The organism is Myroides sp. LJL115 (assembly GCF_054871665.1).
The window spans coordinates 1-25,097 of record NZ_JBTXLS010000045.1 but is presented as its reverse complement, the minus strand read 5'-3'; the positions used below and the strand labels follow the sequence as shown (position 1 = coordinate 25,097).

Sequence of the window (25,097 nt, the reverse complement as noted above, 5' to 3'; positions counted from 1 at the left end):
TTAGAGTTCGGATTATTGGCAATCGCACAGAATATTAGAAAAAGAGTGGCATAAAATGCCTCTTTTTACACCAAAATACCGAAAATATATTTTTCCAATGTCTGAGCTTCGCATATTTAGAAAAATACCGAAAATCACACAGAAGTAAAATGCAAAAAAATAGGGCTATCTCTTTTTCTTTAGAGACAGCCCCTTTTTTTATAACTAATCTTTTACTTTTTAGCACTCTACCTACCTTATTTGTCAAAACTTTTGGATAACTACATTTTAAAACTACACTGCTGTTCCACTTTAATTATAAAAATACTATGTTTAGTTAATTTGTATCTTTACTCTTGACACGCAATAATTTAAAATTGTATCATGGAGAACTTCAAAAGATTAGCACAAGAATATTTCGGACAACTTACCGATAAAGAACTCGAATTAATTCATGGCTATTTTACCATAGAAAAGCTGAAGAAAAACGACTTTTTCACCTACGAAGATAAAATTTGCGATAGACTTAGCATCATAAACAAAGGGATATTACGAGTCTACACTTATTGTGAAAATAAAGAAATTACGCAATGGATTTCTACTGAAAACTCCATAATCACGGAAGTACAAGGCTTCTTTTTCAATCAAGCTAATCGATGGAACATACAAGCTTGTTGTGATACAGAGCTATTTACTATAACAAAGACAGATTATCAAAGACTTTGTAAAGAGTTTAATAAATGGAATCAAATAGAAAAAAACTTGCTTGTAAAATGTTTCGCAATGATGGAAAATAGGATTTTATCCCATTTATGTCTAACAGCCCAAGAGCGATACCAACTGTATTTTGAACAAAATAAAGCATTATTTAACCAGGTACCTTTACAATATATTGCCTCTATTCTAGGAATGACACCTGAAACCTTCAGTCGAATAAGAAAACAACAAAGTATAAATCCTTGATTTTTGTCAAGAATTTTATTTTTAAAGATGCAGAACTTTGCCTTTTAAAACGTAAGTACCATGAATAAACTTCTGAAACTCGAACAATTAGGCAACTTTCTCCTTTCCATTGTATTATTTAGCAACTTAGATTATCCTTGGTGGGTATTCCCTGCATGTATCCTATTGCCAGATCTATCGATGATAGGTTATTGTTTCAATGCCAAAACAGGCGCATACCTTTATAATATTTTCCACCATAAATTACTTGCTGTTATTATTTTTAGTGCAGGATTTTACTTTGAAGATTCTGTAATGATGCTAATTGGTATTATATTATTTGGACACTGCGCTATGGATAGGATACTTGGCTATGGGTTAAAATACAAGGACAATTTTAAACATACCCATTTAGGTTGGATCCCTACAAAACAATGAATACTCTCTGTTAAAAATTAAAAGTTTATATGTTATCCTTGATCCCACAAAGAGTGTGAACTTGCAGGGGTTCCACCCCTGCTTTACCTTGGTAAGGAAGTAGACTTGGTACCTTTGAGTTGTAAAAAAGCTTAACAATTTAAAAGGGAATCCCTTGAGTAGGTATTTAATTAAGGCAATTACCTAGTAGATAAAATACCTCTATCTGTTTCTTTACAGCTATATATCTGATTTCTAAATGGATTTAGCTATTTATTTTAGATTTACATAAAACCATAGAACATTAATCCTACACTTAGCTTAGTAAATAATTTTAAGTAAATTAGTACTTCAATTTAAACATAGATCATGTCCGTAAAAACACTTTTTTTTACCCTATTAGGTTGCTCTTTGAGTATAAGTACCTTAGGCCAGTCCACTAACATTCGCGTTAAAACAGCTACTCCTTCTAAGAATGCACAGACTGCCTATTTACAAATTTTAGATCCTCTTACCAATACCTATAGCACCATTGATTCGGCTTATACTAAACAAGGACACTATCATTTTAAGCTCGATGACGTTCAAAAAAGCATTGCTAGCTTTACCCTAGAGGGCCAAAAAAACGTTTTTGTCTTAGATAAAGAAGATATAGAAGGTTTTGTCAATCTAGACAAGGCTTGGGAAAATAACTTTTCCTCGGATAAAGAGAATAAATTACTGAGTCAATTACTTTCTAATTTGGCCAATCAAACCAATACTATTCAAGAGTATAGAGCTCGTAATGGGAAGCTCTTTGAAGATGCGGTACAGGAGTCAAATTATGCAAAAATAGACTCTTTGCAAAGTAACTTTACCTCTACTTGGAATACATATGTTTCTAACTTAGAATCCACAGTAGATCAGCAAATCACAAAATACCCCAATAGTATGGCTTCTTTATTTATTATCTACCAACAACTACAAGCACAGAATATAGAACCTCAAAAAGCCATGAATTATTACAATTCTTTATCAAAACAAGCCAAAGCAAGTCCTATGGGTGTAGCGATAGATAGAATAATTCAGCAAAAAAGTACTCCTTCCTCTAGTATAGAAACGCAAACTATTGAGCAGTTGACTGTACAGCTAACTAATAACCAACTTTGGAGTGCCAAGGATAATACTAGTGAATTAACGCTTTTTCATTTTTGGGCCTCTTGGTGTGATGCTTGCCAACAGCGCATAGAAACCTTAAAGGAGTTTCACCAAAAAAACAAGGATAAATCCTTAAACATTATCTCTATTAGTGTTGACTTAAAAGATAGTGAACTACAAGATTACATAGAAAAAGAAAATTATAATTGGTTACATGCTAAAGAAATAGAGAAATTAGTCAATACATTTTACCCCACTAGTATACCTACTATATATGCTGTAGATAAAAACAGCAAAATCATAGAAATAAATCACTTAGAACCAGAGCAAATGCAGGTTTTACAAGATCATTTAGATCATAAACACTAGTAGTATGTACTTTATTATATATAGAAGTGGAAATTACTTTTAATTATATTGTAACTTTTTACCTCTTTATTCGTCTTATAGAATATGAATCCAGATCTAGAAAAAGAATTTGTTGACCAGTTGGATAAGAATCAAAATCTTATCCATAAAATTTGCCGTTTATATGCAAGCGATGATGCTGCGCATAAGGATTTATTCCAGGAAATTTCAATCCAGCTCTGGCATGCGTACCCCAAGTTTAGAGGTGACTCAAAGTTCTCTACTTGGGCATATAGAGTAGGGTTAAATACGGCTATTTCTTTATATAGAAAATCTACCAAACAAGTTCAAACCACAGATATAGATTCCTTTTTATTCAAATTTGAATATCAACAATATGACGAGGAAGAAGAAGAGCAATTAAAAAACATGTATAAGACTATTGCTCAATTAAATGACATTGATAAGGCTTTAATTTTTCTGTATCTAGAAGATAAAAATTACCAAGAAATAGGAGAAACCTTGGGTATTTCCCAAGTCAATGCCCGGGTAAAGATGAATAGAATTAAAAGTAAATTGAAGAAATTACTAAATCCATAAAAGAGCTATATTGAATGAAGGAGCTAGATTTATTAAAAAAGCATTGGAATCAACAAAAAGATTTCCCTAAGGTGTCTCAGGAGCAAATCTCCAAAATGATTCACAAAAAATCCTCTTCTATAGTAAAGTGGATTTTAATCATAAGTGTATTAGAATTTATTGTCTTAAATGTTCTTTCTCAGATATCTTGGAGACAGGAAGATTTTAATCAAATAGACAATAAAGTTATATTTTGGATTCTAAGTAATATAGATCTATTATCAGGCGTGGTTTCCATTGTATTTATAGGATTTTTCTATAAAAATTTTAAAGCAATATCAACTGCTTGTTCTACTAGAATTTTGATGGAGCAGATACTGCGAACTAAACGAACAGTAAACTATTATATATACTTCAACATTGTTTTTACTTGTTGCTTTTTTTTAATAATCATGCAGCAGGTATTGGCTAGTAAGAACTACAGCAGCGAAAAATATCTTTTCGGCTTAGGGGTAACCCTTGTCACCCTAGGGGTATTTATCGGCTTTATTTGGGTTTACTACCGAATCATTTATGGTTTATTAATCAAGCGATTAATGAAGAACTATAGGGAACTACAAAAAATAGAGCAATAGAGAGGTAAATGCGGCAATTTTGCCGTAAATTGTGCCTTATATCGGTTTATAAAGATGACAATTACACAATTAATATATGCTATAGCAGTAGCAGAGCATAAGAACTTTACTTTAGCTGCTGAAAAAACTTTCGTTACTCAACCTACTTTAAGTATGCAAATACAAAAATTAGAGGAGGAATTAGGAGTATTAATATTCGATAGAAGTATTAAGCCAATACAGCTAACTTCTATAGGAGAAATTATTATAAAACAAGCCAAAACCATTGTTAGTGAGTCAGATCGCATCAAAGATTTGATTGATCAAGAAAAAGGTTTTGTAGGAGGAGTCTTTAAACTTGGTATCATTCCTACAGTTAGCCCTACTCTACTTCCAATGTTTTTGAAAACTTTTTTAAATAAATACCCAAAGGTAAATTTAATCATAGAGGAGTATACTACGCAAGAAATACTTGTAAAGTTGCGCAATGGCCATCTAGATGCTGCTATTGTAGCCACCCCCTTACAAGAGGCAGACATGGTAGAGAAAGTATTGTATTATGAACCTTTTGTAGGTTATATCCCTGCCGAATTCAAAAAAGATTTACCAAATCAAATTACACCGGAGGACTTAGATTTAGAAAATCTACTTCTATTACAAGAGGGTCACTGTTTTAGAGATGGTATTATTAATATTTGTAGTACTACTCTAGAAAAATCTTCAAGGCATTTTACCCTTGAGAGCGGAAGTTTCGAAACTTTAATCAATCTATCTAAAGAAGGTCTAGGTTATACGCTTTTACCGTATTTACACACTATGATGCTTCCAAAAGAAGACAAAACCAATTTAATAGAGTTCAAAGACCCTAAACCCGCTAGAGAAATTAGTTTATTACATACAAAAGATGAACTAAAACTTCAGATTGTAACGGCCTTGTACGATGTTATCTTAAGTGTCATTAAAGGAGCAATCGTATTTGGAGACGTAAAGATTATCTCCCCAAAAAAGAAATAAAACAAAATATTTTACTTTAAAATAAAAAGCCCTACCTAGTTCTAGGTGGGGCTTTTCTATTTTAAAATCGATTACTTAACATCTAGAGTCCACTGAAGACCACTAATATCAGTCAATAGTAATGTTCTAGCCTTGTCTTTGACTCCACTGTCCATATGTAAATTAAGCATCGCTTTGGCTCCTAATGGAATAATTAAACTATGGGCTCCAGGTTTAATTTTCGCCACATAAAAGTTCTCAATTCTAGAAGGATCCATCGTGGAAAGCGCCTGAGTATCCCAAATCTGTATTTTCTGTCCCTGCTCATCTAAAAGAGCTATTTCAAATAAAAACGAACCATACACGTCGGCTCCTTGAGTACGATACACTTGGAAGTAAAGTTGGTCATTATCCACCCTAACATGAGATAACTCCAATTTTGGTCGTACACTTTTATTATGTAAAGTTCCATAAACTCCACCATGAAAAACTTGATTGGTATAAAGAGTTAAAAATAAAATAGCAAAAGAACCTACAAAAACAACTGTTTTTAGATGTTTAATAGGTAAAACTCCCGAACCTATTATACCAAATAATTTATTTTGAGTGAAAGTCGCTTTTTTATTTTCGAAATAATGATCCAAAGAACCATACCCTCCTCCACTTAAAAATAGAATAAATCCAGTAGCAACCCCTAAGGATCCAATTTGCCATTCATCCAAACATGTAGTACCAATCCATCCTGAGCCCAATAAAATACCCATTGCTAGGCACATTACACCAACAGACATTAAACGGGTAAATAGACCAAGCATAATAAATAATCCCACTATAGCCTCTACAATAGTAAAAATAGCCATAGCCCACCATAACTGTTCAGGATGAGTTACCAGATGTTCTATAAGGGGTTTTATAAACAGTGCATTAGGCAAGAAGTGATTAAACTTTTCCCCAATATATCCTATTTCTGTTTCTATTAGTTTATTATCTAAAACTAGACGTCTCCAAAAAGCGGAAAAATAAGTCCACCCCACCACTAAACGAATAGCTAGGGTAAAAAATCCAGCAGCCGTATAGGACTGCTTATTAAAGTACTGCATGAGTAAAAATTAAAAGGTATATACTAAAATTATATTATAAATAGTGAGTTATAATACGATACAGAGCTTTAATTTTTGAAATAACACATATAAGGGAGGTTTATTATCTACTGTAAAAGTACGATAAAATAAGCCAGCTGCTACTATAGCCAAAGGATAGGCTATCACCATAGCTGGCTTACTACCTAAGGAATTTCCACTATTAAGCCTTATACTATTTGTAGTAGAACTTAAAGAGACATTTTCCAAATAACTTGTACAACTTGTTCCTTGGTTATTAAGGGAAAGAGCTTTACTTCCACTTAATGGTTTATTGACAGAAGAAAAACTAGAAAACACAAGATTTTGTTTAGCAGAGCAGCCAATGGTAGAAAACACAATAAGTACTATCCATAAATAGCACTGTATTTTCTTATAATGGGAACTCTGTAAAAATCGCTGGTTTAACAATGGTTTTATTTTTGAATACTACAAACATATCCCTTTTTAAATCCTTAACCTGCTTAAAAATGCTAATAAAACTTTAAAAGTACATTTACAAAACTACTTCAAAAACCTTCCACTATCTAGCTTAATGCAAAACTACTAAACAAACAACAGACATAAGTTTAAAATAGTATACAATTTTATATATTATATGCATTTTTATTCTATATTTGTAGAACAACAACTACAAACATAGATATGAAAACATTTAGATTTATTTTTTTTAGTATGGTTGTACTCTTTTTACAAAGCTGTGCTATTAATCAAAGAGATGGCATCCAAAAAAAAGGAAAATGGGTTTACCGAAGTACCTTAAGTCCTGATTTAAGCGAAATTATAAAAGGAAGATATGACAAAAAGGGAGAACAAAAAGGTACTTGGAAGACAAAGCATAATAATAAGCTAGTTAAAAAAGAGCGCTTTATAAAAAACAAAGTTCTCATTTATTACTATCATCCCAATGGAAAAATAGAACGCAAAGGTCAAGGGTTTTTTAGCCACATTGGTCCCCAATCCAGGTTTTACTACCAGGGAATATGGTTCCTTTATAATACAAAAGGAGAATTGACGCAAACCAACTATTATAAACAAGGCAAATTAGAACAACAAAATATAATACATAATGATCAAGTTACCACCAAGTGAAGAACAACTAATGCAATACATATGGGAGTTAAAAACTGCTTATACCAAGGACATCGTAAATCAATATCCAAACCCTAAACCAGCTCCAACCACTATATCTACATTACTTAAGCGATTAAATGAAAAAGGTTTCATCACCTATACTACCAATGGTACATCTAGGGAGTATACCTCTTTAATTAAAAAAGAGGATTACTTTGAAGTGCATTTAAGCCAACTAGTTAAAAACCATTTTAAAGATTCGTTCTTAAACTTAGCGAGTTTTTTTACAAAAAAAAATAAACTTAGTACCCAAGAGCTCCAAGAGCTGGAAAAAATCATACAGCAACAACTTAAAGATCAAAAGCCATGATTGTATATTGGATAAAGTCTACCCTTCTACTTTTAGCGTTTTTAGTAATGTACTACATGTTTTTAGAAAACAAACCAGTGCATACCTTCAAAAGGTATTATTTGTTAAGCGCACTTATTATAGCCTTAATTGGTCCATGGTTTATTATACCATTACAAATAAATACTCCCCTTACTAGTGAAGTATTACAAGAGACAACCTACCTTAGTTTGACACCTTTAAGCACAAGGCAAGCTGCTAGTTTCCCTTTAGAAAGTATTGTACTATGGGGATATGTTCTTGTCAGTGCTATTTTACTTGCTAATTTGGCCTATCAGATCTATCATTTAATCCAACTCTCTAATAAAAGCACCATCGTTTACTTAAAAGGTCAACGCTTTGCAATATCCAATCAAATCCAAAGCCCATTTAGCTTTTATTCCACAATTTATCTCCCACTAGACATTGAACTTAACTGGGCTAATCCTATTATACAACATGAGCTAGAGCATATCAAACAAAAACACACTGTTGATATTATAATAATAAACCTATTAAAGGCTTTATTTTGGTTAAATCCCCTTTTTTATTTCTACCAAAGAGCAATTACTTTAAATCATGAGTTTTTAGCTGATGCTCCATTTAGCAAGGATAAGCAGTTAACCCAGGAATATCTAGAGCTATTATTACAACAAAGTTCAACAAATAAACATAACCAATTGTGTAGCTCCTTCTACTTCCGATTAACCAAAAAACGCATAAATATGATCTTTAATAACAAAAAGCCATTTAAAAACAAATGGCTAATTACTTTGTCTTTTGCAATTGCTATGCCACTAACTTGCTTAAGTATACTTGCTCAGCCTAGCCCAGAGGTAGTTATTCCAACTCTTAATCAAGGCGATCAAAACCCAAGTTTTCCAGGTGGGATGCAAGAGTTTCGCAATTTACTTATGCAAAACATTGAGTATGATCTAAAGAATGGTCCCCAGAGAATAATATTAAAATTTACTGTAGAAGCAAATGGAGAGGTAACTAATATAACTAGTATAAACCCTACAAATGACGCCTTAGCTTCACAAGCTATGCAGAGTTTGAAACAAATGCCTAATTGGCATCCTAAAATTGAAAATGGACAAGCAGTAGCTAGTGAATTCTTTTTACCTATCGTATTTAGAGCTATAGAATAAAAATAAGTCCTATATAATACTTCTATATTCAAGATATAAGAATTAAAAAACGCTTATAAGTTTAACCTATAAGCGTTTTATTTATTGTTTAGATAACTCCTTTGCTCCTATCTTAAGCAGAGGAATTTATATCTGTCTATCTTTTAAAGAAGGTATTATTTTAATTCTTCTTTATCTTTTACCACTAAACGGAATCCTTCACCGTGAATGTTTAAAATCTCAACACTCTCGTCTTGTTTAAGGTACTTTCTTAATTTAGCGATATAAACGTCCATACTACGAGAAGTAAAGTAGTTATCATCTCTCCAAATTTTAGTTAATGCTACCTCACGTGGCATTAAGTCATTCTCGTAAATAGCTAACATTTTTAATAATTCGTTTTCTTTTGGAGAAAGTTTAATTGGCTCGTCATTCTCAAAAGTTAAGAATCTAAGTTTTGAATTTAAATGGAATTTTCCAATTTGGAATTCAAATTTAGTATTATCTGTTTTAATTTCTGAAGATTTTCTATGAATGATGGCTTTAATTTTCATAAGTAATACTTCAGAGTCAAACGGTTTATTTAGATAATCATCCGCTCCTACTTTATATCCTTTTAAAACGTCCTCTTTCATTGACTTTGCTGTCAAAAAAATAATAGGTACTTCCTTATTTTTATCACGGATTTCCTTGGCTAGAGTAAACCCATCCTTATAAGGCATCATTACGTCTAAAATACATAAGTTGTAAGTATCGCGTTTGAATTTCTCAAACCCCTCCATACCGTTCTTTGCTAAAGTAACCTCAAAATCATTAATGGCTAAATAATCTTTTAAGATAGCTCCGAAGTTTGGATCATCCTCAACTAATAGAATTTTTTTGTTGTTTGTTGTTTCCATATTATATATAATTAATTTATTAATGGCATTTTAATGATAAAAGTACTTCCTTTCCCTTTTTCACTCTCTACGTAAACTTGAGAATTCAGTACCTCAACAATTTGCTGCACATAAGCTAGACCTAAACCATGTCCTTTCACATTGTGTAAATCTCCTGTATGCTCGCGATAGAATTTATCAAAAATTCTCTTTTGTGCATTTTTACTCATCCCCACCCCGTTATCTTTGATTTTAATTAATATAAAATCTTTGACATTTTCCGTACTTACTTCAATAACCGGATGTTCTGAAGAGTACTTAATTGCATTATCTAGTATATTAACTATAACGCTTGTTAGGTGGAAGTTATTACCTAGAACATCGGTTCTTCTTGCATCTAAATGAAGATTAATTTCTCCTCCTCTATCCTGCACTATTAACCCTACATGATCTACTGCATTTTCTATAATCTCGTGAACATCCACTGGCTCTTTTTCTACATCAAACTCTCTTCTTTCTAATTTAGAAATCTGTAAGACGTTTTCAACCTGAGCATGCATTCGTTTATTTTCTTCTCTTATCATGCGTAGATATCTCTCCACTTTCTCTGGATCACCTATGACTTTTGGGTTTCGTATGGCATCTAAAGCTAAATTAATTGTAGCAATAGGTGTCTTAAACTCATGGGTCATATTGTTGATGAAATCCGTTTTAATTTCTGATATAGCTTTTTGAGTGATAAGCTGATTAATAGCACTTAGATAAGCTGCAATAATCACTACCGTAAACAAGATAGATAAGAAGGTGATTCCAATTAAAGAAGAGAAAAGATACTTACTTTTCTCGGGAAAAGTAATATACAATTGATATTTACTTTTTCCTTGGTTATCCATTAGAATTGGTACTCCATAGGAAGAACCTTCTTCATAAACAAAGTCTTCTGACTTTATTTTTGTTGCTAAACCTTTATTGTAAACACCAAATTCAAATTTCGCATTCACTCCATATTGATGTAATTCATTTTGTAACAACTCTTGTAAGAGTTCCTTTGAAATCCTTTCATCTATACTTCTAAGGGCAACTATATCTTTAAAATAAATCTCAAACTGAGCTTTATCTAAAATATCTAAATTTCCTGTTTGCTCGGTAATCTCATCAGGATAGTTTTGTTGTAAGGAATTTTGGTCGAAACCATCTCCTTTATAAATCTCTGTTTTTCGCTTGGAAACTAGATTTTTAATCTTTAAACTATCCGAGGCCTTTTTATCAAAAAGCGAGCTCTTTATATTATAATCCTCTAAAATTAGAGTATTTGAATAAAAGACCTGCTCATTGGTAGCTGGATTCCTCTCCACAATCAAGTATTGTTTTAACTCACTTTGCTTGGGAGCTGTTCCAATACTATCTTTTAGTTCGTTATATAGCTTATAGAATTCAGTAGCCTCATTTTGCTGAATAGTATTGGCCACATTTCCTATAACCTGTTGAACATGGTATTTAAACTGTTCTTCATTGTTATTATAGGAGCTTATGATCCAATATAGCTGAACTACTATAATACCTATCAAGGAAAAACTCATGATAGCTACTAACAAACGAAACTTTATTTTATTCATCAAACTTCAAAATTAACATTAAAATAAATATCTAATATATCAATTAACATAAAATTAACCTATAAAAATGAAACATCTTCATTTTTAATACGACTTACAATACATTTTACTTGTTCTTTTACTAAATTCATATCAACATTCTCAATAATATAGTCACTTAACGGAATTTTACTCACATCTTCTAACTGATTATTCATAATTTGTCGAATATTGTCACTAGAGACTTTATCTCTTTCCATAACTCTTTGAATACGTACTTCTTCTGGCGCAACCACTAAAATTACCATATCACAATCCTTATGTAATTGCTTCTCAAACAAAATTGCAGACTCCTTTAAGACAAAACTTTGGTCTTTATTAGAGTCCACCCATTTTAAAAAGTCCTCTTTTACTAAAGGATGTACAATATTATTTAACTTTTCTAGTAAAACCGTATCTTCAAACACCAAATTTCGAATAATTTGGCGGTCTAATTTACCGTTGTCGTCTAATACATTTTGCTCAAAGGCTTCTTGTACCAAAGTAGCAACTGTACTAGACTCCATTATATGCTTAGCTCTATGATCTGAAATATAGACTGGTACCCCATGGTCCATAAAAAGCTTAGCAACCGTGGTCTTACCACTACCTATTCCTCCAGTTAATCCTACTATTTTAGTTTTCATTCTCTTTTATTTAAAAAACATCTCTGGCATGGCAATCTCTGGCTGCTTTTTAAGAATAAAAATCTTATAATATCCTATAGCAAAACCCTTGGCGTAACCATAAAATTGCACTAATGTAGCTAAAATGGCCAAAAAGCCTATTCCTAGGTTTTTTTCCTTTACACTTGCGCTGATAAAAATAAGCAATAAATAAAGTACATAGCACAAAATGGGGAAATAAAATCCTAAAAACATAGAAAATAAACTACAAATTAGCCCAAATGTGAATACAAGTGGAAACCAATAGGTGATTTTGTCATATAAAGGATAACGTCTATTCAAAATTGGACGTGCTTTTCCGAATTTATTTACCTGGGTATAAAATTTGGACCAATCTATTCTTCGTTTATGGTATACAAAGGCTTTGGGAAACAACTCAGATTCAAATCCCAAGTTCCACAAACGAATCGCTAAATCTGGATCTTCCCCTGGGTGGATTTTACCAAAACCATTGCTTTTCAGAAAAGCTTTTTTGGAAATACCCATATTAAAACTCCTTGGTTGAAATTTACCAATTCTTTCACTAGCCCCTCGAATACCACCTGTGGTAAGAATAGAAGTCATACTGAAATTAATAGCCTTTTGTACGTTTGAAAAACTAGACAAGGCTGCATCTGGCCCACCAAAACAGTCCACATATTTCTGCTCTAAGTACCCTTGAACTTCCTCCAAATAATTTTCCGGTATAATACAATCCGAATCCAGTATAATGAAATAATCTCCCTTGGCTTTTTGCATACCATAATTTCTAGAATCACCAGGCCCAGAATTGGCTTTATAATAATAGCTTATATCTAGTTTATGGGTATATTTCCCCACCACTTCTTCTGACGAAACCTTAGAACCATCCTCTACAATTACTACTTCAAATTCTCCTTTAAAGTTTTGCTGGGTTAAGCTATGTAAAAGCTCATCGATCTCTAAAGGACGGTTATAAACCGGCACTATAAAGGAATAATACATTTTTAGTTTTTTTACAATACGATAACAAAAATATCGTTAAGTATTGTAATACGAAAATACATTGTTATATTTATAACTACTTATTTTTATAAACATGTTATTTTTGACTAAAAAATAAGCTAATCTACAAAAGCATGAGTAAAATTAACATCCTATGGGTGGATGACGAAATAGACTTACTAAAACCTCACATATTATTTTTAGAAAAGAAAAACTATCTTGTAACTACCTCAACCAATGGACAAGACGCTATCGAACTATTTAAAAACAACTCCTTTGACATTGTTTTTTTAGATGAAAATATGCCTGGTTTATCCGGACTTGAAACATTAGCGGAGATAAAAAGCATAAAAAACACCACTCCTATTATAATGATCACTAAAAGTGAAGAAGAATCTATTATGGAGGAGGCTATTGGTGCAAAAATATCCGATTACCTTATAAAACCTGTAAATCCACACCAAATCCTCCTAAGTTTGAAAAAGAATTTAGAAGATTCGCGATTGATTTCAGAGAAATCAACGGTGAGTTACCAAAGAGAGTTTCGCAATATTTCCTTAGACCTAATGGAAGCTAGAACCTACCAGGATTGGATTTCTATCTATAAGAAATTGCTTTTTTGGGAACAAAAACTTGAAGATATTGAAGATCAAAATCTAGTAGACATATTAGAAGGCCAACGTCAAGAGGCCAATAATCTATTTGGTAAATTTGTAGAGAAAAACTATGCCTATTGGATAAACAATCCAAATGATAGCCCTGTGTTGTCTCATCAAATCTTTAGAAAATGGGTTGCACCAGAACTAAAAAAACAGGATTCCAAAGTACTATTTATAGTCATTGACAATCTACGTTATGACCAGTGGCTAGCTTTTGAACCTATAGTGAACAATCATTATAAAACCCAAGAACAACATAGCTTTTTTTCAATTTTACCATCTGCTACACAATATGCTAGGAATGCCATCTTCTCAGGTCTAACTCCCTTACAAATGAGCGAGCAATTACCTCAATATTGGAAAAACGATACAGATGAAGGCGGAAAAAATCTATTTGAAGAAGAATTCCTTCAAGAACAACTAAAAAGGTTACGTCTTGACATCAAAAACCAATACTATAAAATCACCAATCATAAAGATGGTAAAAAATTAGCGGATAGCTTAAAAAGTCTAAAAGACAACAAATTAATTACAATTGTATATAATTTCGTAGATATGCTTTCGCATGCTAAAACGGAAATGGAGGTAATTAAGGAACTGGCCTCTAATGATAAGGCTTACCGTTCTTTAACATTGAGTTGGTTTAAAAACTCTCCCTTATTAGAAATTATTCAACAAGCACAACATGCCGGTTACAAATTGATTATCACCACCGATCATGGTACAATCAACTGTAAAAACCCCTCAAAGGTTATTGGAGATAAAAACACTAGTTTAAATTTAAGATATAAGACAGGTAAATCCCTCTCCTATGACTCCAAAGATGTTTATGCGGTAAAAAACCCTAAAAATATTCAACTACCTAGTATTAATTTAAGCAGTTCCTTTATTTTTGCAAAAAGCGACTACTTTTTAGCATACCAAAATAATTTTAATTATTATGCTTCCTATTTTAAAAACACCTATCAACATGGTGGGATTTCTTTAGAAGAATTAATCGTACCCTTTATTATTTTAAACCCTAAATAAAATGGAAATTATCTTTACCTTACAAGATATTGAACAAACTGCTCTTGAAGTACTACAAAACTTAGAGCACAAAATAGTAATTTTCGATGCACCAATGGGAGCAGGAAAAACTACCTTTATTAAAGCTTTATGCAAAGAATTAGGAGTAAGGGAACCAACTAGTAGCCCAACTTTTTCTATTGTAAACCAGTACCATAGTCAGGATAAATCCAACACCATATATCACTTTGATTTATATCGATTAGAGCAAGAAGAAGAAGCTTATGATATGGGTATGGAAGAGTACCTAGATTCTGGAGCATGGTGCTTTATTGAGTGGCCTGAGAAAACTCCTACCATAATTCCAGAGAAACATGCTAGAATTCAACTGAGTCTAACACCAGAAGGCTCAAGAAAATTATTGCTTGAAAATTTTTAAATAAACATCCCTATGTCTGTAACTACCCCTTTTTCTAAAAGAGATCTAATTCCAAAGGAAGAACGTCTTTTCATACATAAATCACAAAGTGAATTACTTATAGGCATTCCTAAAGAACAACTTTCCAAGGAAAAAAGAGTATGTATAACCCCTGAAGCGGTACAAACTCTTGTTAACCATGGTCATAGTATAATAATAGAGTCTCAAGCAGGCATAGGGGCAAATTACTCCGATTTAGAATACAGTAAAGCCGGCGCTGAAATTACTCAAGATAGTAAAAAGGTATTAGCATGCCCTACTTTAGTAATGGTAACCCCGCCCACTTTAGAACAAATTAAACACATTGCTCCAAATACCACTATTTGGTCTTCTATACAATTAAAAACACTAGACATCTCCTATTTCCAAGCATTAGCAAAGAAAAAAATATCGGCTATCGCTTTGGATTTCATTCAAGATAACAATGGCACCTACATTGCCTCCTCTTCTCTTAGTGAGATAGCGGGAGTGTCCTCTGTTCTTATTGCTTCTGAATTAATGACAACTACCAATAATGGCAAAGGTCTTTTATTTGGCAATATTACAGGAGTCTTCCCAACCGAAGTAGTCATTCTAGGAGCAGGTATAGTAGCAGAATTTGCTGCAAAAACAGCACTTGGACTAGGAGCAAATGTCAAAGTATTTGACAATTCATTACAACGTCTAAGGCGTTTACAAAACAACCTACCTAGTTTAATTACCACCTCTACTTTACATGACAAGCTCCTTTTAAAAGCACTAATGCGATGTGATGTAGCTATTGGAGCAATCAGAGGCACTAACCGATCGCCAATTGTAGTAAATAAAACCATGGTAGAAAACATGAAACAAGGCTCAGTGATTATTGATGTTTCTATTGATAATGGTGGGTGTTTTGAAACCTCAGAACTAACCACTCATGAAAACCCTATTGTGGTAAAAAATGGAGTAATCCATTATGGAGTGCCCAATATTACTTCGAGATATAGTAAAACTGCCTCACAAGCAATGAGCAATATTCTAACCCCTTTAATAATTGAATATGCTCAAAATGGGGAGATAAAAGGAGCTTTATATAACAACTCTCCTATTAAAACAGGTATCTACTGCTATAAAGGACTAATTACTAATCAAAGCGTAGCTAAGTGGTTTGATCTAGAATACAAAGACCTATTGCTATTCAGCTTTTAAAATTTTGATAAATGATTAGTTTTACACTTTTCATTTAGTATTTTTGCACAAAATACAATCGAAATGAAATTTACCCAACGTTTAGCATATTACCTTTTTGGTATCTTAATAGGCTGTATGTTTTTATTCTTTTTCTTTGGACAAAAGAAAACAGAATTTTGCTACTTTCCCAATTGTCGTGTTTTAAAAGACATTAGAAACAAACCTATTACTTATTCAGAAGAAGCAGAAGTTATTTTAGCCCAAGGCTGGATGAATGAAGAAGATGTTAGACGTACTCTAACCTATGGGAAAGTAGATTTTTCTAATAGCAAACATAAGTTTGAAAATGGTGTAGTGTATATAATTAAAGGGAAAAACACTAATAATGAACCTTTGATTTTAGAAATGGTAAACTACCAAGATAAAGCTCTTTTAAAAAATATAACAAAAGTGAACCAATAGTTCTAGTTTAATAATCCATACTATAAAAGCCCTTGCTAAAAGCAAGGGTTTTTATTTTAAGGTCAAATTGCTATAAATTATAGCACACAATATAAAGACCTACTTCCTCCATTTAATCAATCACTTAGCATTGTATATAAAACATCCCTCCCTTTAGAAGTAGCAATTATGTCCGCTAGCCTATTTTATTATACTATAAAAATATTATCTTAGTAGTGTCATATACAAAATTAACATGCACAATAATCCTTTAGATACCCCAATTGAATACCTCAAAGGTGTTGGACCTCAACGCGCTGAGCTACTAAAAAAAGAATTGGGAATATTTACCTATAGTGACCTATTGAGTCTTTACCCTAATCGCTATATTGATCGATCGAGATTTTACACCATTAATGAACTCTCTACCACAAATGGAGAGATACAAATAATCGGTAGAATTACCCATATTAAAATAGTAGAACAAGGTAAAAGGAAACGACTTATAGCCACCTTTAGAGATGACACTGGACAAATGGAACTTATTTGGTTCCAAGGCTATAAATGGATACAAGACTCCTTGGAATTAAACACTCCTTATGTTATTTTTGGAAAAGTTACCAGTTTTAACTTTAGTTTTTCTATGGCCCATCCAGAGATGGAACTATTAGCAGACTTTCAAAAATCTAGTGTAAAATCCATGGTCGGTATTTATCCATCTACAGAAAAGCTTGGAGCTAGAATCTCCAATAAGGCTATTTTAAAAATGATGGATAACCTTCTACAGCAAACTCACACCTATTTAAAAGACTCCCTACCTATTGAACTTAGTCATAAGTTAGGACTAATGCCTTTAGATCAAGCCTTGATACAAATCCATTTTCCAAAAGATATGGATCACTTATATAAAGCGCAATTTCGCTTAAAGTTTGAAGAACTTTTTTATATACAAATGCAGCTTTTAATTAAGAACATTGCTCGAAAAGGCAAAATTCAAGGCTACCCTTTCTCCAAAGTTGGAGAGAGCTTTTTAGATTTTTTCCATCATCATTTACCCTTCCCGTTAACAGGGGCTCAAAAAAGAGTAATCAAGGAAATTAGACAGGACATGGGCCAGCAAGCTCAAATGAATCGCTTATTACAAGGAGATGTTGGATCTGGAAAAACTATCGTAGCTTTTATGAGTTGCTTATTGGCAATTGATAATAATTTCCAAGCCTGTATAGTAGCGCCAACTGAAATATTAGCCACACAACATTATGTAGGGATATGCGAATTAGCTAAACCACTAGGCTTAAATATTCAGCTCTTAACAGGTTCCACTAAAGCAGCCCAAAGAAGGGACCTACACAAGGAATTAGAATCTGGAGAGATAGATATCTTAATTGGTACACATGCTTTATTTGAGGACAAAGTCATCTTTAAAAACCTAGGCCTTGCAATAATTGACGAACAGCATAGATTCGGAGTAGAGCAGCGATCAAAGTTATGGTTAAAAAACACCTTGCCGCCTCATATATTAGTAATGACAGCTACCCCTATTCCTCGTACTTTAGCTATGACACTATATGGAGATTTAGATGTATCTGTAATAGATGAACTACCTCCGGGAAGAAAACCTATTCAAACCAATCATTATTATGAAAATAAACGCTTAGCATTGTGGCAATTTCTTCGTCAAGAAATAGCTAAAGGTAGGCAAGTCTATATTGTATACCCTTTAATTGAGGAGAGTGAATCCTTGGATTATAAAAACCTTATGGAAGGTTTTGAAGGAATCTCTAGAGACTTCCCTTTACCAGAGTATAGTGTAAGTATAGTGCATGGTCAAATGACACCTCAGGAAAAAGAAACCGAGATGCAACGATTTGCCCAAGGAAAGACAAATATAATGGTGGCCACTACAGTAATTGAGGTGGGAGTTAACGTACCTAATGCCTCTGTAATGGTTATTGAAAGTGCTGAGAGATTTGGCCTTTCACAGCTCCACCAATTAAGAGGACGAGTTGGTCGAGGTGCAGAACAAAGCTATTGTATATTAATGACAGGCGAAAAATTGAGTAATGATTCCAAAATTAGAATGCAAACCATGTGCGATAGCAATGATGGTTTTGTCATATCGGAAGTTGATCTAAAACTACGTGGTCCTGGAAACTTAATGGGAAAACAACAAAGTGGTACCACTCCATTAAGGATAGCAGATTTAGTAAAAGACCAAGAGATCTTACAATATGCTAGAGAGCAAGCAATTGCAATTCTAACCCAAGACCCTACTTTAGAGAGCCCACAACATAAAGGAATAAAAAACAAACTTAACCATCTAGATAAAAAAACAACCATCTGGAATTACATTAGCTAAACCATGAGAAAATTAGTATTTGCCTCGAATAATCAAAACAAAATTAAAGAGATTAAAAAACTTTTACCCAATGATATTGAAATCCTAAGTCTTCGTGATATTGGCTGTGAAGTAGATATTCCTGAAACTGCTGATACCATTGAAGGTAACGCCCTTTTAAAAGCTAACTATATCAAAAGACATTACGGGTACGATTGCTTTGCAGATGATTCGGGACTAGAAATTGATTTTTTAGACAAACAACCTGGTGTATATTCGGCTAGATACGCAGGCGAACCAAAGAATGATGATAACAATATGGATAAGGTATTAACCAACATGCAGGGAGCTACTAATAGAAAGGCCAACTTTAAAACAGTTATCACTTTACATTATAAGGGAGAAACCCATCATTTCACAGGTATAGTTGAGGGAGAAATTACCCAAGAAAAAATTGGAGACCAAGGCTTTGGATATGACCCTATTTTCAAGCCAGAGGGATATGAGAAAACATTTGCTCAGATGGACATGGAGATTAAAAATACAATCTCTCATCGTGCTAAAGCTGTAGAAAAACTGCTTAGTTTTTTAGAAAATTGCTAATAAAATCATAAATTTATGATTTTTCGAATATTTTATTTCATTAAATTAGAGGGTTAACTATTTTAGTTGTACATTTGTGGCTATTTTAAAATATATATGAACAATTTCGAACAATTAGGATTAAACGAATCACTTTTATCAGCGATTAATGATTTAGGGTTTACAAGTCCATCAGAAATCCAGCAAAAGGCGATTCCTTTACTATTAGAAAAAAACACCGATATTGTTGCGTTAGCCCAAACGGGGACTGGGAAAACTGCAGCTTTTGGTTTTCCTTTGATCCAGAAGATAGACGTGAGTAAAAAACACACTCAAGGTCTTATCTTATCGCCAACTAGAGAGTTATGTTTGCAAATCGCAAACGAATTGAAACAGTACTCTAAGTACGTAAAAGGCCTACACACTGTTGCTGTTTATGGAGGTGCAAGCATCTCAGAACAAGCAAGAGAAATAAAACGTGGAGCTCATATCATTGTTGCTACTCCTGGTAGAATGCAAGATATGATTAACAGAGGTATGGTTAATATTAAACATATCGAATTCTGTGTTTTAGATGAGGCAGATGAAATGCTTAACATGGGCTTCTATGACGATATCAGAAACATTTTAGCTGATACACCAGAAGAAAAAAACACATGGTTGTTTTCTGCAACAATGCCTGCTGAAGTAGCTAGTATTGCTAAGGAATTCATGAATCAACCAGAGGAAATTACAGTAGGACACAAAAACCAAGGGTCTACTACTATTACGCACGAGTATTATTTAGTTGGTGGAAGAGACCGCTATTTAGCTCTTAAGCGTTTAGCAGATGTGAATCCAGATATCTTTTCTGTAGTTTTCTGTAGAACAAAAAGAGACACACAAGCAATTGCTGAAAAACTAATCGAAGATGGTTACAACGCAGCTGCTTTGCACGGAGACTTATCTCAAGCTCAACGTGATGGTGTAATGAAATCATTTAGAAACAAACAAATTCAAATGCTTGTTGCTACTGACGTAGCAGCACGTGGTATTGATGTTGATGATATTACTCACGTAATTAACTACCAATTACCGGATGAAATTGAAACTTATACTCACCGAAGCGGTCGTACTGGTCGTGCTGGTAAAAAAGGAGTTTCTCTTGTAATTGCAACAAAAAGTGAGCAAAGAAAAATCCAACAAATCGAACGCATTATCAAACAAAAGTTTGAACAAAAATCTATTCCTACAGGAATTGAGATTTGTGAGATTCAATTATACCACTTAGCTAACAAAATTAAAGAAGCAGAGGTAAATCCAGAAATCGAACAATACGTTCCGGCAATTATGGAGCAACTTTCTTCTTTTGACAAAGAAGAAATTATTAAAAAAGTAATTTCTGTAGAGTTCAACAAATTCTTAGAATACTACCAAAAACCTTCTAATAATTTAACAGCTGTTTCTGCAGGTCGTTCAACTTCAACAAATGAACTACCTTCTGATGGAGCAGTACGTTTCTTTATTAACTTAGGTGCTAAAGATAACCTAGATTGGATGAGCCTTAAGGATTACTTAAGAGAAACATTAGACCTAGGTCGTGACGACTTATTCAAAGTAGATGTTAAAGACGGATTCTCTTTCTTTAATATTGAAGCAGAACATGCGGAAAAAGTAGTTAATATCTTAAACAACGAAACTTACGAAGGAAGAAGAGTAAATGTTGAAATCTCTAACAATGATGGTGGAAGAAACAATTCTCGTCGTGATCATAATGGTCGCAGAAGCGGTGGTTTCAACAGAAACGATCGCGGTGGAGAAAAAAGAGGTTCATTCACTGGAGAAAGAAAACGTTTTGACAGAGATAGAAATAGCTTTGACCGTGGAAGAACATCAGATAGAGAAAGATCTCCTCGCAATGAGAGAAGCTCTGAGAGAAGAAGTAGTGAAGCAGGACCATCTAGAAGACCTAGAAGAAACTAATTTGTTAATTTTTCCGAAATAATATGAAAAACTGTAAAATATCCTTTATTTTTAAGCAATCTTAAAAGTATGAGAAATTTTACAGTTTTTTTGTTTTTAATTTGTTTCGCTTTTCACCTACAAGCCCAGCAAATTAATAAAGTACAAGGTACAGTTGTTAATGACAAGTCTTTTCTACCAGTGGATGATGTTAATATTATAAACGTCACAAAAGTAAAAGGAACTATTAGCAAAAGGGACGGTACATTTGCCTTAGAGGCAGATATCAATGATTCTATCCACGTATCTTATCCAGGCTATATTCCTATTAAGCTAAAAGTTACCAATGACTGGCTTAATAACGAATTCTTAAAAGTATATCTAACAGAGCAAAGTACGGAGTTAGAGGAGATTTATATTCAAAAATATACCCTTACAGGTTATTTAGAAGTAGATACTAAATTAATTGCTTTAAACGATAAAATGGAGTTTAACTTCTATAGAAGAAACCAAACTCCTTATTATGGTACTGCAATTGGAACCTTCTTCTCCCCTGTTGATGCTGTGTATAATTTGTTTAAATCTAGAGCCTCTAAACTTAAAAAGATTGAAACAATAAAAGAAGATACCAATATGGTTACTTTGATGCAATCTAGATATGACCGTGAGATAGTTTGTGGTTTATTAGATATAACAAGGGAAGATATAGTAACTTCTTTACAGAACTGTAATTACACAGATAAATTTATTTATACAGCTACAGATTTTCAAATCTACCAAGCCTTAAATGATTGCTTTAGCAATTCTCAAATTATAGTTGATAACAAAAAAAATACATCCCATTAAAAGGATGTATTTTTTTTACACATTACTAGGGCAAAGACTTTTTATTATTTTAAAATAAAAGTATTTTTGCACCACATAACAACACATCTTAATTTAAAATTATTCTGCACCGATGAATATCCTTTTAAAGTCTGCAAAAGTGGTAGATCCACAAAGCTCATTTAACAATCAGATAGTAGATATTAAAATTGAAAATGGAACGATATCTTCTATCGCCACTTCCATTGCTCCAAGTGAAACAGATACAGTGATCGAGCTAGAGAATTTACATATTTCTCAAGGTTGGTTTGATTCTTCTGTATGTTTTGCAGAGCCAGGTTATGAGGAAAGAGAAACCATTGAACATGGTCTACGAGTAGCCGCTAAGAGTGGTTTTTCCCAAGTTGCACTTGAGCCAAACAACAACCCTATTACCCAAGACAAGGCAATGGTTAACTTCCTAAAAAACCAAGCTTTAGGTAGTGTATGTGAGCTCTTCCCTATTGGTGCACTAACTATTAATAGCCAAGGAAGTGATCTTACGGAGCTATTTGACATGAAAAATGCAGGGGCTATAGCTTTTGGAGATTATAAAAAATCCATCTCAAATGCTAATGTTTTAAAACTTGCCCTTCAATATACCCAAGACTTTGATGCTTTAGTTATTGCTTTTTGCCAAGATAATAATATCGCAGGAAAAGGAGTAGCAAACGAAGGAGTACAAGCTACACAATTGGGTTTAAAACCAATTGCTAAATTAGCAGAAGAAATTCATGTAGCTAGAAACCTTTACCTTTTACAGTATACAGGTGGTAGATTACACTTACCTACTATTTCTACTATAGAGTCTTTAGAATTAATTCGTCAAGCTAAAGCTAAAGGACTTCAAGTTACTTGTAGTGTTGCTGCCCATCACTTAGTATTAGATGATAGTGCATTAGAACAATTCGATACACGCTTTAAAGTATTACCTCCTTTAAGAGATAAAGCGACTACACAGGCTTTGATTCAAGGTGTATTAGACAATACAATTGATTGTATCACAAGTGATCACAATCCTTTAGATATTGAACATAAAAAATTAGAGTTTGATGCAGCTTCTTTTGGAACTATAGGTCTTGAGTCTACTTTCAGCGCCTTGGCCACTGTTCTTCCAATAGAGGTTATAGTAGATAAGCTAACAAAAGCTAGAGATATCTTTACTCTACAAGCCCAGCCTATCGCTATAGGACAAAAAGCCAACTTAACTTTATTTACTCCTGATGGGCAATGGGTGTTTACAAAACAAGATATCCTATCTAAGAGTAAGAATGCTATCTTTTTAAATGCTCCAATGCAAGGTAAAGTATATGGGGTTATTAACGGTAACAATACTAATCTTTAGGTCTAAAGACTTATTAAATTCTATATAAAATGCTAAAAACCTTTAGTCATAAGGAAATTGAATCAGGTAAAAAAATAGCTATTGCGGCTCATTTAACTATTATTGGTTGTATTATTGCTATCTTTATGAATATGGATCCCAAAAACAAATATGCCGGATTTTATATCAAGCAAGCTTTTGGCCTTCATCTTATCTTTTTTATGTTCTCTTATACCATTGGAAACATAAACTCATGGATGGTGACTATACCTTTTTGGCTTTGCTTTTTTATAATGTGGATATATAGTTTTACAGGAGCTGTAAATGGAGAGATTAATGTAGTACCAAAACTGGGACTTTACTTTCAAAAATGGTTTGACAAATTATCCGCTTAAAAATTATGGAAACATCTTTATCAATTCCTTACTTAGTTCAAAAACCTGAGGTAATTAAGGACGAAAACCCGCTAATCTTACTTCTACATGGTTATGGAAGTAATGAACAAGATTTATTTTCTTTTGCTCAAGAATTGCCAAAAGAGTATTTTATTGTATCGGCTCAAGCCCCTTACCCTGTACCTCCATATGGACATGCATGGTATGCAATTCACTTTGACCAAGATGCCAATAAATTCTCTGATGATCAGCAAGCTATCACCTCTAGAGACTTAATTGCTCAATTCATTGAAGAGCTTTGCATCAAATATCCTATCGATAAAAAAAGAGTTAACTTAGTTGGGTTTAGCCAAGGTGCTATTTTATCCTATGCTGTTGGTCTTTCTTATCCAGAAAAAGTAAAGAATATTGTTGCATTAAGTGGTTATTTCAATGCAAACATTATTAAGAGTGGCTTTGAAAACAATGATTTCTCTAGATTAAAAGTATTTGCTTCTCATGGAAGCGTAGATCAAGTAATCCCTGTACAATGGGCACAACAAACTCCTACAATCTTAGAGAAATTAAATATCTTCCATCAGTATAAAGAATATCCTGTAGGTCATGGGGTACACCCGATGAACTTCCAAGATTTTAAAGAATTCTTAATCAAAAACGATCACGACTTACCTTAGTGCAAACTAAGTATTTCTATAAAAAAAGAGCCACTTTTTAAGAGGGCACTGATAAAGTAGCCTTCTTTTAAAAAACGGATTTTTTAAAGATAAAAAATAGCGCTTATAAAGGATTTTTTTAAGTCTCTTTGTAAGCGTTATTTGTTTTCTAGCTGTAATATTGGGTGGCTTAAATAGCCTAAAAAAAGGCCTTATACTATCTTTTATGCAAAATAGCTCCATTCGCTACTCATTATCCACTATTTTGAGTATTCTTTTAATATTTACAGTAAAAATCGTGATAGCTCCTTGCATTTCCATACAAGAAAGTCCATAAGAATCCGCACGGTTATAACCATGT

General features: G+C 33.1%; 26 protein-coding genes. 20 read left to right on the top strand and 6 right to left on the bottom strand.

Going from position 1 to position 25,097, the window contains the following annotated elements:
- Positions 1-363 precede the first annotated feature (363 nt).
- From ACYSNX_RS10755 to ACYSNX_RS10730, 6 genes are all read left to right on the top strand, one after another.
- A complete protein-coding gene (locus ACYSNX_RS10755; RefSeq protein WP_461754680.1) occupies positions 364-942 on the top strand; it encodes a Crp/Fnr family transcriptional regulator in 579 nt (192 codons plus the stop codon).
- Between the two features lie 60 nt (positions 943-1,002).
- On the top strand, positions 1,003-1,359 hold the full coding sequence (locus ACYSNX_RS10750) for a DUF4260 domain-containing protein (RefSeq protein ID WP_461754679.1): 357 nt from the start codon (positions 1,003-1,005) through the stop codon (positions 1,357-1,359).
- Between the two features lie 348 nt (positions 1,360-1,707).
- Complete coding sequence (locus ACYSNX_RS10745; protein WP_461754678.1) at positions 1,708-2,844, top strand: thioredoxin family protein; 1,137 nt, start codon at positions 1,708-1,710, stop codon at positions 2,842-2,844.
- Between the two features lie 84 nt (positions 2,845-2,928).
- The gene (locus tag ACYSNX_RS10740; protein WP_461754677.1) at positions 2,929-3,423 is read left to right on the top strand and encodes an RNA polymerase sigma factor; all 495 of its coding nucleotides are present in this window, start codon (positions 2,929-2,931) and stop codon (positions 3,421-3,423) included.
- Positions 3,424-3,437: 14 nt separating this feature from the next.
- Positions 3,438-4,037, top strand: coding sequence for a hypothetical protein (locus tag ACYSNX_RS10735; RefSeq protein ID WP_461754676.1), 600 nt, complete (start codon positions 3,438-3,440; stop codon positions 4,035-4,037).
- A 54-nt stretch (positions 4,038-4,091) separates the two neighbouring features.
- The gene (locus ACYSNX_RS10730) at positions 4,092-5,030 is read left to right on the top strand and encodes a LysR family transcriptional regulator (RefSeq protein WP_461754675.1); all 939 of its coding nucleotides are present in this window, start codon (positions 4,092-4,094) and stop codon (positions 5,028-5,030) included.
- A gap of 71 nt (positions 5,031-5,101) precedes the next feature.
- Here the strand turns inward: ACYSNX_RS10730 and ACYSNX_RS10725 are convergent, their stop codons facing one another.
- Together ACYSNX_RS10725 and ACYSNX_RS10720 are read right to left on the bottom strand one after the other, a co-directional pair.
- Positions 5,102-6,109 (bottom strand): TQO small subunit DoxD, encoded by a 1,008-nt coding sequence (locus ACYSNX_RS10725; protein ID WP_461754674.1) that lies wholly within the window; start codon positions 6,107-6,109, stop codon positions 5,102-5,104.
- A gap of 48 nt (positions 6,110-6,157) precedes the next feature.
- Entirely contained in the window at positions 6,158-6,559 is a 402-nt protein-coding gene (locus ACYSNX_RS10720) for a hypothetical protein (protein WP_461754673.1), read from the bottom strand.
- 234 nt (positions 6,560-6,793) lie between these two features.
- On the opposite strand from ACYSNX_RS10720, the gene ACYSNX_RS10715 reads away from it, so the two are divergent.
- Genes ACYSNX_RS10715 through ACYSNX_RS10705 form a run of 3 tightly spaced genes read left to right on the top strand, consistent with a single transcriptional unit; the run spans position 6,794 to position 8,761 of the window.
- On the top strand, positions 6,794-7,240 hold the full coding sequence (locus tag ACYSNX_RS10715) for a hypothetical protein (protein ID WP_461754672.1): 447 nt from the start codon (positions 6,794-6,796) through the stop codon (positions 7,238-7,240).
- Positions 7,218-7,592, top strand: coding sequence for a BlaI/MecI/CopY family transcriptional regulator (locus ACYSNX_RS10710; RefSeq protein ID WP_461754671.1), 375 nt, complete (start codon positions 7,218-7,220; stop codon positions 7,590-7,592). Before ACYSNX_RS10715 ends, ACYSNX_RS10710 begins: the two co-directional genes overlap by 23 nt.
- A complete protein-coding gene (locus tag ACYSNX_RS10705; RefSeq protein WP_461754670.1) occupies positions 7,589-8,761 on the top strand; it encodes a M56 family metallopeptidase in 1,173 nt (390 codons plus the stop codon). Before ACYSNX_RS10710 ends, ACYSNX_RS10705 begins: the two co-directional genes overlap by 4 nt.
- Before the next feature lie 155 nt (positions 8,762-8,916).
- Here the strand turns inward: ACYSNX_RS10705 and ACYSNX_RS10700 are convergent, their stop codons facing one another.
- The 4 genes from ACYSNX_RS10700 to ACYSNX_RS10685 are packed head-to-tail and all read right to left on the bottom strand — an operon-like array spanning position 8,917 to position 12,901.
- Complete coding sequence (locus ACYSNX_RS10700; RefSeq protein ID WP_461754669.1) at positions 8,917-9,639, bottom strand: response regulator transcription factor; 723 nt, start codon at positions 9,637-9,639, stop codon at positions 8,917-8,919.
- Positions 9,640-9,650: 11 nt separating this feature from the next.
- Positions 9,651-11,234 carry a sensor histidine kinase gene (locus ACYSNX_RS10695; RefSeq protein ID WP_461754668.1) on the bottom strand — a complete coding sequence of 528 codons (1,584 nt, stop codon included), beginning with the start codon at positions 11,232-11,234 and terminating at the stop codon, positions 9,651-9,653.
- 59 nt (positions 11,235-11,293) lie between these two features.
- Positions 11,294-11,899 carry a dephospho-CoA kinase gene (gene coaE / locus ACYSNX_RS10690; protein WP_461754667.1) on the bottom strand — a complete coding sequence of 202 codons (606 nt, stop codon included), beginning with the start codon at positions 11,897-11,899 and terminating at the stop codon, positions 11,294-11,296.
- 6 nt (positions 11,900-11,905) lie between these two features.
- The gene (locus ACYSNX_RS10685) at positions 11,906-12,901 is read right to left on the bottom strand and encodes a glycosyltransferase family 2 protein (RefSeq protein WP_461754666.1); all 996 of its coding nucleotides are present in this window, start codon (positions 12,899-12,901) and stop codon (positions 11,906-11,908) included.
- A 134-nt stretch (positions 12,902-13,035) separates the two neighbouring features.
- Between ACYSNX_RS10685 and porX the strand changes: the two genes are divergently transcribed.
- The 11 genes from porX (at position 13,036) to ACYSNX_RS10630 (ending at position 24,757) form a co-directional block, all read left to right on the top strand.
- Positions 13,036-14,589 carry a T9SS response regulator signal transducer PorX gene (gene porX, locus ACYSNX_RS10680; protein WP_461754665.1) on the top strand — a complete coding sequence of 518 codons (1,554 nt, stop codon included), beginning with the start codon at positions 13,036-13,038 and terminating at the stop codon, positions 14,587-14,589.
- A 1-nt stretch (position 14,590) separates the two neighbouring features.
- On the top strand, positions 14,591-15,007 hold the full coding sequence (gene tsaE / locus ACYSNX_RS10675; protein WP_461754664.1) for a tRNA (adenosine(37)-N6)-threonylcarbamoyltransferase complex ATPase subunit type 1 TsaE: 417 nt from the start codon (positions 14,591-14,593) through the stop codon (positions 15,005-15,007).
- 12 nt (positions 15,008-15,019) lie between these two features.
- A complete protein-coding gene (locus ACYSNX_RS10670; RefSeq protein WP_461754663.1) occupies positions 15,020-16,216 on the top strand; it encodes an alanine dehydrogenase in 1,197 nt (398 codons plus the stop codon).
- Positions 16,217-16,279: 63 nt separating this feature from the next.
- The gene (locus ACYSNX_RS10665; RefSeq protein ID WP_461754662.1) at positions 16,280-16,660 is read left to right on the top strand and encodes a DUF4258 domain-containing protein; all 381 of its coding nucleotides are present in this window, start codon (positions 16,280-16,282) and stop codon (positions 16,658-16,660) included.
- Positions 16,661-16,895: 235 nt separating this feature from the next.
- On the top strand, positions 16,896-18,998 hold the full coding sequence (gene recG / locus ACYSNX_RS10660) for an ATP-dependent DNA helicase RecG (RefSeq protein ID WP_461754661.1): 2,103 nt from the start codon (positions 16,896-16,898) through the stop codon (positions 18,996-18,998).
- A 3-nt stretch (positions 18,999-19,001) separates the two neighbouring features.
- Positions 19,002-19,580 carry a non-canonical purine NTP diphosphatase gene (locus tag ACYSNX_RS10655; protein WP_461754660.1) on the top strand — a complete coding sequence of 193 codons (579 nt, stop codon included), beginning with the start codon at positions 19,002-19,004 and terminating at the stop codon, positions 19,578-19,580.
- 96 nt (positions 19,581-19,676) lie between these two features.
- Positions 19,677-21,521: a DEAD/DEAH box helicase gene (locus ACYSNX_RS10650; RefSeq protein ID WP_461754659.1), complete on the top strand. Its 1,845-nt coding sequence runs from the start codon at positions 19,677-19,679 to the stop codon at positions 21,519-21,521.
- Between the two features lie 69 nt (positions 21,522-21,590).
- Positions 21,591-22,346, top strand: a complete 756-nt coding sequence (locus ACYSNX_RS10645; protein ID WP_461754658.1) for a carboxypeptidase-like regulatory domain-containing protein — start codon at positions 21,591-21,593, stop codon at positions 22,344-22,346.
- Positions 22,347-22,458: 112 nt separating this feature from the next.
- Positions 22,459-23,709: a dihydroorotase gene (locus ACYSNX_RS10640; RefSeq protein WP_461754657.1), complete on the top strand. Its 1,251-nt coding sequence runs from the start codon at positions 22,459-22,461 to the stop codon at positions 23,707-23,709.
- Positions 23,710-23,738: 29 nt separating this feature from the next.
- The gene (locus ACYSNX_RS10635; protein WP_461754656.1) at positions 23,739-24,083 is read left to right on the top strand and encodes a hypothetical protein; all 345 of its coding nucleotides are present in this window, start codon (positions 23,739-23,741) and stop codon (positions 24,081-24,083) included.
- A gap of 5 nt (positions 24,084-24,088) precedes the next feature.
- Positions 24,089-24,757, top strand: a complete 669-nt coding sequence (locus ACYSNX_RS10630; RefSeq protein WP_461754655.1) for an alpha/beta hydrolase — start codon at positions 24,089-24,091, stop codon at positions 24,755-24,757.
- The last annotated feature ends 340 nt before the right edge of the window (positions 24,758-25,097 follow it).

What these genes read in the sequence shown, in the direction of transcription:
- ACYSNX_RS10705 (WP_461754670.1), top strand. Translation starts at nt 7,589, where the DNA reads ATGATTGTATATTGGATAAAGTCTACCCTTCTACTTTTAGCGTTTTTA.
- ACYSNX_RS10745 (WP_461754678.1), top strand. Translation starts at nt 1,708, where the DNA reads ATGTCCGTAAAAACACTTTTTTTTACCCTATTAGGTTGCTCTTTGAGT.
- ACYSNX_RS10635 (WP_461754656.1), top strand. Translation starts at nt 23,739, where the DNA reads ATGCTAAAAACCTTTAGTCATAAGGAAATTGAATCAGGTAAAAAAATA.
- ACYSNX_RS10650 (WP_461754659.1), top strand. Translation starts at nt 19,677, where the DNA reads ATGAACAATTTCGAACAATTAGGATTAAACGAATCACTTTTATCAGCG.
- ACYSNX_RS10665 (WP_461754662.1), top strand. Translation starts at nt 16,280, where the DNA reads ATGAAATTTACCCAACGTTTAGCATATTACCTTTTTGGTATCTTAATA.
- ACYSNX_RS10750 (WP_461754679.1), top strand. Translation starts at nt 1,003, where the DNA reads ATGAATAAACTTCTGAAACTCGAACAATTAGGCAACTTTCTCCTTTCC.
- tsaE (WP_461754664.1), top strand. Translation starts at nt 14,591, where the DNA reads ATGGAAATTATCTTTACCTTACAAGATATTGAACAAACTGCTCTTGAA.
- recG (WP_461754661.1), top strand. Translation starts at nt 16,896, where the DNA reads ATGCACAATAATCCTTTAGATACCCCAATTGAATACCTCAAAGGTGTT.
- ACYSNX_RS10700 (WP_461754669.1), bottom strand. Translation starts at nt 9,639, where the DNA reads ATGGAAACAACAAACAACAAAAAAATTCTATTAGTTGAGGATGATCCA.
- ACYSNX_RS10740 (WP_461754677.1), top strand. Translation starts at nt 2,929, where the DNA reads ATGAATCCAGATCTAGAAAAAGAATTTGTTGACCAGTTGGATAAGAAT.
- ACYSNX_RS10730 (WP_461754675.1), top strand. Translation starts at nt 4,092, where the DNA reads ATGACAATTACACAATTAATATATGCTATAGCAGTAGCAGAGCATAAG.
- ACYSNX_RS10695 (WP_461754668.1), bottom strand. Translation starts at nt 11,234, where the DNA reads ATGAATAAAATAAAGTTTCGTTTGTTAGTAGCTATCATGAGTTTTTCC.
- ACYSNX_RS10640 (WP_461754657.1), top strand. Translation starts at nt 22,459, where the DNA reads ATGAATATCCTTTTAAAGTCTGCAAAAGTGGTAGATCCACAAAGCTCA.
- ACYSNX_RS10630 (WP_461754655.1), top strand. Translation starts at nt 24,089, where the DNA reads ATGGAAACATCTTTATCAATTCCTTACTTAGTTCAAAAACCTGAGGTA.
- ACYSNX_RS10710 (WP_461754671.1), top strand. Translation starts at nt 7,218, where the DNA reads ATGATCAAGTTACCACCAAGTGAAGAACAACTAATGCAATACATATGG.
- ACYSNX_RS10685 (WP_461754666.1), bottom strand. Translation starts at nt 12,901, where the DNA reads ATGTATTATTCCTTTATAGTGCCGGTTTATAACCGTCCTTTAGAGATC.
- ACYSNX_RS10735 (WP_461754676.1), top strand. Translation starts at nt 3,438, where the DNA reads ATGAAGGAGCTAGATTTATTAAAAAAGCATTGGAATCAACAAAAAGAT.
- ACYSNX_RS10655 (WP_461754660.1), top strand. Translation starts at nt 19,002, where the DNA reads ATGAGAAAATTAGTATTTGCCTCGAATAATCAAAACAAAATTAAAGAG.
- coaE (WP_461754667.1), bottom strand. Translation starts at nt 11,899, where the DNA reads ATGAAAACTAAAATAGTAGGATTAACTGGAGGAATAGGTAGTGGTAAG.
- ACYSNX_RS10715 (WP_461754672.1), top strand. Translation starts at nt 6,794, where the DNA reads ATGAAAACATTTAGATTTATTTTTTTTAGTATGGTTGTACTCTTTTTA.
- ACYSNX_RS10645 (WP_461754658.1), top strand. Translation starts at nt 21,591, where the DNA reads ATGAGAAATTTTACAGTTTTTTTGTTTTTAATTTGTTTCGCTTTTCAC.
- ACYSNX_RS10670 (WP_461754663.1), top strand. Translation starts at nt 15,020, where the DNA reads ATGTCTGTAACTACCCCTTTTTCTAAAAGAGATCTAATTCCAAAGGAA.
- porX (WP_461754665.1), top strand. Translation starts at nt 13,036, where the DNA reads ATGAGTAAAATTAACATCCTATGGGTGGATGACGAAATAGACTTACTA.
- ACYSNX_RS10755 (WP_461754680.1), top strand. Translation starts at nt 364, where the DNA reads ATGGAGAACTTCAAAAGATTAGCACAAGAATATTTCGGACAACTTACC.
- ACYSNX_RS10725 (WP_461754674.1), bottom strand. Translation starts at nt 6,109, where the DNA reads ATGCAGTACTTTAATAAGCAGTCCTATACGGCTGCTGGATTTTTTACC.